Below are 9654 nucleotides of genomic sequence, written 5' to 3'. Positions count from 1 at the left end.
GACTAACATTAAGAAAGAAAAGGGTCCAGGCCCCGGTCGAGAACCACGAGTTCTCCCGGGGCCTGGACCCTTTTCTGCATACCCGATCAGGCCTCGTGAGTGGTAAGGACGGTTCTAACCGCCTTTACCGCTCACGAGGCGCGGGGCGGCGCAGGTGGTAGATGTCCATGATCCAGCCCTTCCGCGAGCGCGCCGAAGTGCGGACGGAGCGGATCTCCGCGGCGAGATCGGCGGTCAAAGGGCCCGAGAGCAGGAGCTCGTCGGGAGTCCCGAGGTACGCGCCCCAGTAGATCTCCAAGCCCGCATCCACGAACTTCGTGAACGTGCACCCCGCGTCCAGCATCACGAACACGTCGTCGACGTCCGCGGGCCAGCCCGGCTCGAGCCGGCGGCCGGTCGTGATCAGCACCGGCCGTCCGATCTGGTTCATCGTGGTCCGGTGCCGGGATGTCAGCGCGGCCACGCTGCTCACGCCGGGGACGACCTCGTACTCGAACTCGACGTTGCCCCGCTCCAGTACGGCGTCCAGCAAGGTCAGCGTCGAGTCGTACAGCGCCGGGTCACCCCAGACGAGGAACGCGCCCCGCTCGTCGGGGCCCAGGGAGCCGATCATGGTCTCGTAGACGTCGGTGCGGAGCCGGTGCCAGTCGGCGACGGCCTTCCGGTAGTCGTCCGGAGTACGGTCGCGTTCGGGGTCCGGTGCCCGCACGACGCGGTACCCGGGCCGCTCGACGAACCGGTCGAGGATCTCCTGGCGCAGCCCCACCAGGTCCTGCTTCTCTGAACCCTTGTCGAGGACAAAGAACACATCGGTCTCGTTCAGCAGCCGGACGGCCTGGACGGTCAGGTGTTCCGGGTCGCCGGCGCCGATGCCGATGGCGGAGATCTTCCTCATCGCCGCAGTGTGCCCGCCCCCTCGATGCACACCCCTACCCCCATGGGGTATAAAGGAAGTGATCGCTTCGTTTGTCCTGTAGAGGAGTTCGTACCGATGGCCGAAACCACCTACACCGTCAAGGGCATGTCCTGCGGGCACTGCGCCTCCTCCGTCACCGAGGAGGTCAGCGGAATCGCGGGCGTCAGCGCCGTGAACGTGGACGTGGCCAGTGGCAAAGTAACCGTCACCAGCGATACCGCGCTCGATGTCCACACTGTGGACGCGGCCGTCACCGAGGCCGGTTACCAGCTCGTCTCGTGAGTACCGCCGTCAAGGTGTCGGCGTTCGCCGCGGCTCTGGTCGCGGTGTTCGTCGTCGCCTGGGCGATCGGTTCGGCCGTCGGGCCGCTGGACGAGGCGCCCGCGCCGGTCCCGCCCGCGCCGACCAGCGTGCACGAGGGGCATCACGAGGGTCACACGGGAGGCACGCCGTGAGCGTCGAGACATCCCAGCGGGTCGAACTGGCCATCGGCGGGATGACCTGCGCTTCCTGTGCCGCCCGGGTCGAACGCAAGCTGAACAAGGTCGACGGCGTCTCCGCCACGGTCAATTACGCCACCGAGAAGGCGCAGGTCGACTTCCCGGCGGCGCTGTCGGTCGACGACCTCGTCGGTGTCGTCGAATCCGCGGGGTACACGGCCGAGCCGCCGAAACCCGAGCCGGGCGAAGACAGCACAGACAACACAGACGGTCTTCGCCGGCGGCTCTGGGTTTCCGCCGCGCTCGCCGTTCCGGTGATCGTGCTGGCGATGGTCCCGGCCTGGCAGTTCACCTACTGGCAGTGGGTCTCACTCGTTCTGGCCGCGCCCGTCGTCACCTGGGGCGCGTGGCCGTTCCACCGCCCCGCCTGGACGAATTTCCGCCACGGCGCCGCCACCATGGACACGCTGATCTCCCTCGGCGTCGTCGCCGCCACGCTCTGGTCGTTGTACGCGCTGCTCTTCGGCACCGCCGGGGTGCCCGGCATGCGCCACGGCTTCGAGCTGACGATGGAACGCGGGTCCGGCTCCGGCAACCTCTACCTCGAGGTCGCCGCCGGGGTCACCACCTTCCTGCTGGCAGGCCGCTACTTCGAGGCCCGGTCCAAGCGCCGCTCCGGCGCTGCCCTCCGCGCGCTGCTCGAACTCGGCGCGAAAGACGTCGCCGTCCTCAGAAGCGGGGTCGAGAGCCGCGTCCCGATCGGTGAGCTGAAGACCGGCGACGAGTTCGTCGTGCGGCCGGGGGAGAAGATCGCCACCGACGGCGTCGTGACCGACGGCGGTTCGGCGGTCGACCTGAGCATGCTGACGGGGGAAGCCGTCCCGGTCGAGGTGACCATCGGCGACGCCGTCGTCGGCGGGACGGTCAACGCGGGCGGCAAGCTCGTCGTCCGCGCGACAAGGATCGGCGCAGACACCCAGCTCGCGCAAATGGCGCGGCTGGTCGAGGACGCGCAGAACGGCAAGGCGCGGGTCCAGCGGCTCGCGGACCGCGTCTCCGCCGTGTTCGTCCCGGTGGTGATCGCGCTCGCGGTCGGCACGCTCGGCTTCTGGCTCGGGGCGGGTAGCGGCGCGGACGCCGCCTTCACCGCCGCCGTCGCGGTGCTGATCATCGCCTGCCCGTGCGCGCTCGGTCTGGCCACGCCGACGGCGCTGCTCGTCGGCACCGGCCGCGGCGCGCAACTGGGCATCCTCATCAAGGGCCCCGAGGTGCTCGAGTCCACTCGCGCTGTCGACACCATCGTCCTGGACAAGACCGGCACGGTGACCGCCGGGAAGATGAGCCTCACCGAACTGCATGGCACCGACGAGGTCCTCCGGCTCGCCGCCGCGGTCGAACACGCTTCCGAACATCCGATCGCCCGTGCGATCGTCGCGGCCGCCGAAGAGCGGCTGGGCGAGCTGCCGCCGGTCGAAGAGTTCCGCAACGTCGAGGGCCTGGGTGTTGTCGGCGAGGTCGGGGGCAAGACGGTCTTGGCAGGCCGCACGGCCCTCCTCGAACAGCACGGCATCACCGTCGGAGACGAGTTCGCGCAGGTCAAAGCCGCCGCTGAGGAGCGTGGAGCGACAGCCATCGTGATCGCCTGGGACGGCGAGGCGCAGGGTGTGCTCGTGGTCGCCGACACGATCAAGCCGACCTCTAAGCAGGCCGTGAAGGAACTCCGGGCGCTCGGGCTCCGGCCGATCCTGCTGACCGGCGACAACACCGGATCCGCGAACGCCGTCGCCGCCGAAGTGGGAATCGACGAAGTCGTCGCCGAGGTACTGCCCGCGGACAAGGTCGACGTCGTCAAGCGGCTCCAGGCCGAGGGCCGGGTGGTCGCCATGGTCGGTGACGGCGTCAACGACGCGGCCGCGCTCGCGCAGGCCGACCTCGGCCTGTCGATGGGCACCGGGACGGACGCCGCGATCGAAGCGGGCGACCTGACACTGGTACGTGGTGACCTGCGCTCGGCCGTGGACGCCATCCGCCTTTCGCGCCGGACGCTCGGCACGATCAAGGGCAACCTGTTCTGGGCGTTCGCCTACAACGTCGCCGCGCTGCCACTGGCCGCGCTCGGCCTGCTCAACCCCATGATCGCCGGGGCCGCGATGGCGTTCTCCTCGGTGTTCGTCGTCAGCAACAGCCTGCGGCTGCGAGGGTTCGCCGGCGTTGTGTGATCAGGAGCGGACCAGCCGGGCGATGGCGTCGGAGGCCTCCCGGACCTTGAGGTCGGCCTCTTCCCCGCCCGCGGCGGCGGCCTGGACCACGCAGGTGGCGAGGTGCTCGTCCAGCAGTTCGAGGGAGAACGACTGCAGCGCCTTGGTGGCCGCGGACACCTGCGTGAGGATGTCGATGCAGTACTTGTCCTCTTCGACCATCCGCTGCAAACCGCGGATCTGTCCCTCGATCCGGCGCAGGCGCTTGAGGTAGGCCTCCCGCTCGCTGCCGTAGCCCGTCATTCCGCACCCGTTCTCTCGTCGTTCCCCAGCCGTCGCCGAGTATACCCTCCCCACGTATCCGCCCCGGGCGGGCGAAATTCGTGGGTGCCAGGATGTCGAGGACGATCCGGCGGCTCCGACTCAAGCGTGAACGGCCGGGCACCCGGCCGGACGACCAGGAGGAACGCCGATGAAGTACATGATCATGATCACGATGAATCCCACCGCGTGGGACGCCCTGCCCGAGGCCGAACGCGACGAGGTGGTGGCCCGCATCGACCCTTTCATGAAGAAGCTGACCGAGAGCGGCGAGCTGCTCGGGACGCAGGCGCTGGGGGAGCCGAAGGAGAGCACGGTGGTCCGGGTGCGTGACGGCGTCCCGGTGGTCACCGACGGCCCGTTCGCGGAGTCGAAGGAGTACCTGGCCGGCTTCTACCTGGTCGAATGCGACAGCAAGGAGCGCGCGATCGAGATCGCGGGCCAGATCCCGGACGCGCACATCAACGCGATGGAGATCCGGCCGGTGGTCTACTCGTCGGGGGACAACGCTTAAGTGGCGGCCGCTTCGGTGCCGGCGCGGGCCTCTGACCTGCTCCGGCGCTGAACGGGCACTTCCGGTTTCGGGTCGACGGTGATCGCCAGGACCATATCGGCCTCGGTGAGCAGTTCGCGGCAGCCGATCAGCTGTTTCAGCACGTCAGCGCGCAGGCCGAGGGCCACATCGGCCTTCTGTCGCGCTTCGGAGACCAGGCGCTCGCCCTCTTCGGCGGCGTCTTCGAGCAGCTTTCGTGCTCTCGCTTGCGCGGCTTCGTCCTGCGCGGCGAGGGCACGCATCGCCTCCGCCCGGCGCAGCGTCATGGCACGTTCGAAGTCTTCGGTGATCCGCTTCCGCTCCGCCTCGGCCTCGGCGGCCTTCTCGGTGGCGCGCGCGGTGATGTCGTCGGCTTCTTCGCGGGTGAGTTCGAGCATCCGGCGCGATCGCTCCTGCAGCGCGTCCGGTGCGATCGGCACGCGGCTGATCCGGTCGACGCTGGCCTTCAGTTCACGGTTTTCCTCTTGCGCGGTGGCGAGTCTGGTGGCGAGAGCCTCCGCACGGCGAATCGCTTCGTCGCGCTCGGCGGCCGCGCGCCGTAGCTCGGTTTCCACCTCGCGAACGAATTCCCGGACCTGGGCGCGATTGAAACCACGCCACGCCAGATCGAAGCCGGGCATTTCCATTGGTCACCTCCACAGTGGGCGATCCGTCACCGGTGCGCGACAGTTGTCAGGACGACAGAGTCCTTGCGGCACGGGGGCTTTCCCCGACCAGTGTGCCTGAAGCCGCGTCGACACGCGTCACTGGTGGGTGATCTTTGCGCCGAGCGGTCCGCGCAAGCGGGAAGAAGGGTGATCCTGGAACCGGTGGGAGAATGGACGATCATCGCTAGACCCCTAGTGGAGGTGGCCGCGTGACGAGTAGCCGAATTCGGGTCCCTGGCTGGAATACGGCGACCGCGGCCGAAGGGTATCGGCAGGTCAGAGAGAACATCGCGATCTTGCTCACCGATCACGCGGGCGCGGGCGGCCGTGCCGTACCGGCCTGTCCACAGTGGACCGTGCGGGACCTGCTCGCGCACTTGACCGAAATCTGCGATCGGGTGATCACCCGGTTCGGGGGAGAACCGTGCCCGGTTCCGGAGCGGGCGTCGGCGGCCGAACTGCTCCGGCTCTGGCTCGAACGCGGACCCGAGGCCGACGCCCTCCTCGCCGCGGACGGTGAAGGGAAGAGCCGCGGCGACATCATGGTGATGGACGCCTTCACCCACGAACTCGATCTCCGGTACGCGCTCGGCGTTCCGCCGCCGGAGGCGCACGCGGCCTGGCTTCGTGGTTTCGAAGTGCTCGTCAGCGGCCTCGCCGGCTCGCTGGGGAGCCACGGGCTGCCCGGGATGCGGATCGAGATCGAGGGCGCGACCTGGATCGCCGGCACCGAACCGGTCGCCGCGGTGCTCTCGGGGCCGCCCGCGGACCTGTACCGGACGCTCGCCGGGCGCCGGAGCCCGGCCCAGATCGCCGCCTTGGACTGGCTGGGCGATCCGGAACCGTGGCTCCGGGCCTTCACCTGGGGGCCGTTCGTCCCGCCGGACGAGGCCGTCGAGCAGGTCGGACGCTGATCAGCCGGTCGGGGACATCGACGACAGCGCCGCGGCCAGCGCGAGCACCACGGCCACGATCAGCACCTCGACGCCGACGCTGACCCGCAGTTTCCGCAGGTCGGCGGTCACGACACCGGCGCCTCCGCGGCCGGCGATCCCGCGGCGCACCGCGTTGCGACTCAGGTTCGCCACCAGCAGCAACGCGGCGAATCCGGTCAGTTTCAGCAGGAAGACGATGCCGTAGGCCGACGTCCAGAGCGCTTCCACCGACGGGACGAGCCGGAAGCCCAGATAGGCGCCGCTGACCACCATGATCACGATCGACCAGGTGGCGATCGGGTGGAACCGCGCCAGCGCCGGTTCGGCCTCGTCCGCCGAGTACTTGCCTCGCAGGAGCACGGCCAGCTGGATCAGCCCGCCCACCCAGACGGCCATCGCGCCGAAGTGCGCGAGGTCGGCGCTGACCGAGAGGAACATGATCTTGTCGGCGACGGCGTGCCCGGTCGCGGAGAAACTCAGCATCACGATGAACCCGGCCGCCATGCCGAGGTTCTCGTAGCGCGATCGGAGACGTTCCGGCTGGTCGGCGGCCAGCAGCTTCCGCGCGATCACGGCGAGCGCGACGATCGCGGCCAGGCGCAGGAGCAGCAGCTTCCCGTACGCCACCCGCAGGGTCGCCTCGATCAGCGCGGGGTCGAAGACCGCACCGACGCCCCGGCCCGCGACGTACGGGCCCTGCAGCAGGAACCCGGCCACGGCCGTCACGGCGGAAAGCCACACGCCCGTGGTGATCAGCTTCCGCGCCGCCGGGTCGGCCCGGCCCGCCGGACGGCAGACCAGCACGAACACCAGGCCGCCGAGCAGGGCGACACCGCCGAACGAGCCCCAGCGGAAGGTGGTGAACAGCGCGTCGGTCACCGGATCGGTCCCGGTGGAGGCGGACACCGCGCCCGCCGAGGTGATGAGCGGCCCGGTGCCGATCACGAAGGCGATCGTGCCGCGCACCGGATGGGAGTCCGTCGAGACGAAGGCGTACTCGACGAGGTAACTGCCGTCGGGGAGATCGGGCTCGAGTTTGACGGCGACCTGCTCGGCGACGTCACCGGGCTGGAACACCGGTCCGCTGACGACGTTCGTGCCCTGCTGGTCGACGACCTTGATCGAGTTCGGCTGGATGCCGATGTTCTCCGACAGGGTGATCGAGACCAGAGCGGGCGCCGAGGTGAGCCGTGCGCCGTCGGCGGGGTTCGAGGCGAGGAGTTCGACGTGGGCCGAGGCTGGGGCCGCGGCGAGCACCGCGACCCCGAACCACGCGGCCACCAGGGCCAGGAGCGCGAAGAGTCTCCTGGTCACGAGGCCGTAGATGCCAGCTCACGCCGGCTTTCGGGCGCGCACATACAGCCTGTCAGCTGCCGTTCGACGGCGGAGGCCTTCCGGTGCACGAGCATCGCGATGATCATCGGGATGGTGACGATCGTGTTGTAGAACAGGTGCAGCTCCACGCGCGGGATGAACAGCTGGATGATGCTGCTCGGCGCGGTGCCGCCGCCGAGGCGCCAGCCGGTCTGCGCCTGGATCAGCAGGAGCAGGTGCTCGATGTGGTGCCAGAACTGCAGGCCGAGCGCCAGGTTCCACCACTGCCGCGAGCGGCCGGCGAAGCCCTTGCGCAGGGCGAACAGCGCGATCAGCATGACGATGGCGTAGCCGTAGTGCAGCCATTCGGAGCTGATCAGCTTGGGGAACGGGATGCCGAGCACGCCGCGGGCGTCCGGGGTCTTCCAGCCCAGGACGTAGATCTGGAACGCCTGGACGAGGTGCTCCGCCCAGTGCGCCAGTACGACGAGCGCGAAGACGTTGAGCGCCGCGCGGTGGTATTTCCCATTGAGCGAGGCGAGTAGGCCTGGACGTGGCGAATCGAGTGAGGCCATGAAGAGGCTCCTTGGGCGAAAAGACCGGCCGGTGACGGATATCGACGATATCTCGCGAACCGGCCGTTTCCGTTACTCCGGATTGCTGATCTGACCTGAGGTGTTACGCCGTTCGGTCGCCGGTAACCACGAATGGCTCAGCGAAAAGCACCGTGGGTCACGGAATGGCTTCCCGGTTGGTCAGCGAACGACGATTCCGGGGGACACCTGAGGCGCGGCGGGAATGTGGAACAGCCGGGTGAACAGCTCCAGGTATTCGAAGGCGCCGTCGATCCGGATCTTGCCGGTCCGGACCGCGTCGGCGGCGCTGAGTTCCCCGCTGAGCAGATCCTTGATGAACGGTCCGAGCGGCTCGATCGTCGCGTCGGCGCCGGGGTGCGCGCCGTCCGCCACCTTGAGCGCGCCGTCCTCGATGATCGCGTGCAGGACCATCTCGCCCGGATAGCGCAGTTCGTAGGTGGCGTGGGTGCCCTTGGCCTGCTCGCTCTGGAAGGTCGTGTACAGCGAGAGGATCGCCGCGTCCAGGGTGAAGACGTCCTCGGGAGCGGGCTGCCCGAGCGACCGCGCGCCCCACAGGCCGAGGTCCAGCACGATCTGCTCGAGTTCGCTGCCGTACTCGGTGAGTTCGTAGACCACCGCGGCGTCGAGCTGGGGGAGCAGGCGGCGGCGCAGCACCCCGGACTGCTCGAGCTCGTTGAGCCGCCCGGACAGTGTGCTCGCCGGGATCTTGGGCAGGCCCGCCTGCAGTTCGGTGAACCGCTTCGGGCCGAGGACGAGGTCACGGACGATCAGCAGCGACCAGCGTTCGCCGATGATCTCCAGTGCCCTGGCGAGACCACAGAACTGTCCATAGGTGCGAGTGCTCATCCGTCGATCCTCACTTTGCGTTTCTCGTGGCAGGAGCCGGTCTTCACGCGGGTTCACCCTCGGAGAGCAGGTCATGGTGCAGGATCTGCAGCTCGTCGCAGGGTTCCACGCCCAGTTCATTGTTGAGCCGCGCGCGCACCTGGCGGTAGGTCGCGAGCGCGTCGGACCGCCGCCCGCTGCGGCCGAGGACGCGGATCAGCTGGCCGTGCAGGGCTTCGTCCAGTGGGTTCGCGGTGACCAGGGACCGCAGTTCGCCGATCAGCTCGTGCCGCATCCCGGCCGCGATGTCCGCCTCGATCCGCAGGTGCAGGGTGCTGCGCCGCTGCTCGACGAGGTCGACGGCGTAGGCCGACAACACCGGTCCACAATGGACGTTCGCGAGGGGCGGGCCCGCCCACAGGTCGAGCGCCTCCCGGAAGGACTTCGCCGCTTCGGCGTGCTCGCCGCGTAGCTGCAGCTCCCGGCCCTTCTTCTGCAGCGCCTGGAATTCGAAGACGTCCACCTGCTCGCGGTCGATCCGGAACACGTAACCCGGCGGCTTCGTCGCCAGCATGGTCTCGCCGAACGGGGCGAGGTCGTTCTCGTCGATGCACTTGCGCAGCTGGTAGACGTAGGTGTGCATGGTGGTGCGCACACTGCGCGGCGGGTCGTTGGCCCACAGTTCCTGGACGATCGTGTCGATGTGCACGATCTTGCCCGGGCTCATCACCAGCATGGCGAGCACCTGGAGCAGCTTCGGTGTCGTCGGCGCGTAGTCGATCCCGTCCCGCAGGAGTTCGAGCGGGCCGAGGAGCGTGAAGCGGAGTGGACTTGCGGACAACGCCTGAATCGGGTTAGGTGCCGAGCCGTGGTGCGTGTCCGATACTCGTGATCCGGGGTACATCGCAA

12 protein-coding genes are annotated in these 9654 nt (G+C 68.8%); 5 read left to right on the top strand and 7 right to left on the bottom strand.

The features are described 5' to 3' along the window. Positions 1-124: 124 nt before the first annotated feature. Positions 125-895 (bottom strand): precorrin-6A synthase (deacetylating), encoded by a 771-nt coding sequence (cobF, locus tag ACZ5IK_RS38635; RefSeq protein ID WP_465492193.1) that lies wholly within the window; start codon positions 893-895, stop codon positions 125-127. A 96-nt stretch (positions 896-991) separates the two neighbouring features. Here cobF and ACZ5IK_RS38630 point away from each other — a divergent pair, with 96 nt between their 5' ends. From ACZ5IK_RS38630 to ACZ5IK_RS38620, 3 genes are read left to right on the top strand one after another with little or no spacing between them, the layout of a single operon-like run. Continuing rightward, entirely contained in the window at positions 992-1198 is a 207-nt protein-coding gene (locus ACZ5IK_RS38630; RefSeq protein ID WP_101605859.1) for a heavy-metal-associated domain-containing protein, read from the top strand. Continuing rightward, complete coding sequence (locus tag ACZ5IK_RS38625; RefSeq protein ID WP_168214238.1) at positions 1195-1371, top strand: hypothetical protein; 177 nt, start codon at positions 1195-1197, stop codon at positions 1369-1371. The genes ACZ5IK_RS38630 and ACZ5IK_RS38625 overlap by 4 nt, the downstream gene beginning before the upstream one ends. A 41-nt stretch (positions 1372-1412) precedes the next feature. Continuing rightward, on the top strand, positions 1413-3575 hold the full coding sequence (locus ACZ5IK_RS38620; protein ID WP_465492203.1) for a heavy metal translocating P-type ATPase: 2163 nt from the start codon (positions 1413-1415) through the stop codon (positions 3573-3575). On the opposite strand, the gene ACZ5IK_RS38615 is transcribed toward ACZ5IK_RS38620, so the two are convergent. After that, complete coding sequence (locus ACZ5IK_RS38615; RefSeq protein WP_009081418.1) at positions 3576-3857, bottom strand: metal-sensitive transcriptional regulator; 282 nt, start codon at positions 3855-3857, stop codon at positions 3576-3578. 169 nt (positions 3858-4026) lie between these two features. Between ACZ5IK_RS38615 and ACZ5IK_RS38610 the strand changes: the two genes are divergently transcribed. Further along, positions 4027-4389, top strand: a complete 363-nt coding sequence (locus tag ACZ5IK_RS38610; protein ID WP_410604071.1) for a YciI family protein — start codon at positions 4027-4029, stop codon at positions 4387-4389. On the opposite strand, the gene ACZ5IK_RS38605 is transcribed toward ACZ5IK_RS38610, so the two are convergent. Next, the gene (locus ACZ5IK_RS38605) at positions 4386-5048 is read right to left on the bottom strand and encodes a M protein (RefSeq protein ID WP_465492192.1); all 663 of its coding nucleotides are present in this window, start codon (positions 5046-5048) and stop codon (positions 4386-4388) included. The two genes, ACZ5IK_RS38610 and ACZ5IK_RS38605, sit on opposite strands and share 4 nt — an antisense overlap. Before the next feature lie 236 nt (positions 5049-5284). On the opposite strand from ACZ5IK_RS38605, the gene ACZ5IK_RS38600 reads away from it, so the two are divergent. Then, positions 5285-5989 carry a maleylpyruvate isomerase family mycothiol-dependent enzyme gene (locus ACZ5IK_RS38600; protein ID WP_465492191.1) on the top strand — a complete coding sequence of 235 codons (705 nt, stop codon included), beginning with the start codon at positions 5285-5287 and terminating at the stop codon, positions 5987-5989. Here ACZ5IK_RS38600 and ACZ5IK_RS38595 read toward each other — a convergent pair whose 3' ends face one another. From ACZ5IK_RS38595 to ACZ5IK_RS38580, 4 genes are all read right to left on the bottom strand, one after another. Further along, positions 5990-7324, bottom strand: a complete 1335-nt coding sequence (locus ACZ5IK_RS38595) for a copper resistance CopC/CopD family protein (protein WP_465492190.1) — start codon at positions 7322-7324, stop codon at positions 5990-5992. Beyond that, complete coding sequence (locus ACZ5IK_RS38590; RefSeq protein WP_101605864.1) at positions 7321-7899, bottom strand: hypothetical protein; 579 nt, start codon at positions 7897-7899, stop codon at positions 7321-7323. The genes ACZ5IK_RS38595 and ACZ5IK_RS38590 overlap by 4 nt, the downstream gene beginning before the upstream one ends. 180 nt (positions 7900-8079) lie before the next feature. Beyond that, positions 8080-8766 carry a winged helix-turn-helix transcriptional regulator gene (locus ACZ5IK_RS38585; protein WP_465492189.1) on the bottom strand — a complete coding sequence of 229 codons (687 nt, stop codon included), beginning with the start codon at positions 8764-8766 and terminating at the stop codon, positions 8080-8082. A gap of 43 nt (positions 8767-8809) precedes the next feature. After that, on the bottom strand, positions 8810-9649 hold the full coding sequence (locus tag ACZ5IK_RS38580; RefSeq protein WP_465492188.1) for an AfsR/SARP family transcriptional regulator: 840 nt from the start codon (positions 9647-9649) through the stop codon (positions 8810-8812). Positions 9650-9654 lie beyond the last annotated feature (5 nt).

It is taken from the genome of Amycolatopsis sp. NPDC031561 (genome assembly GCF_055580625.1).
This window is presented reverse-complemented; position numbering and strand designations above follow the sequence as displayed.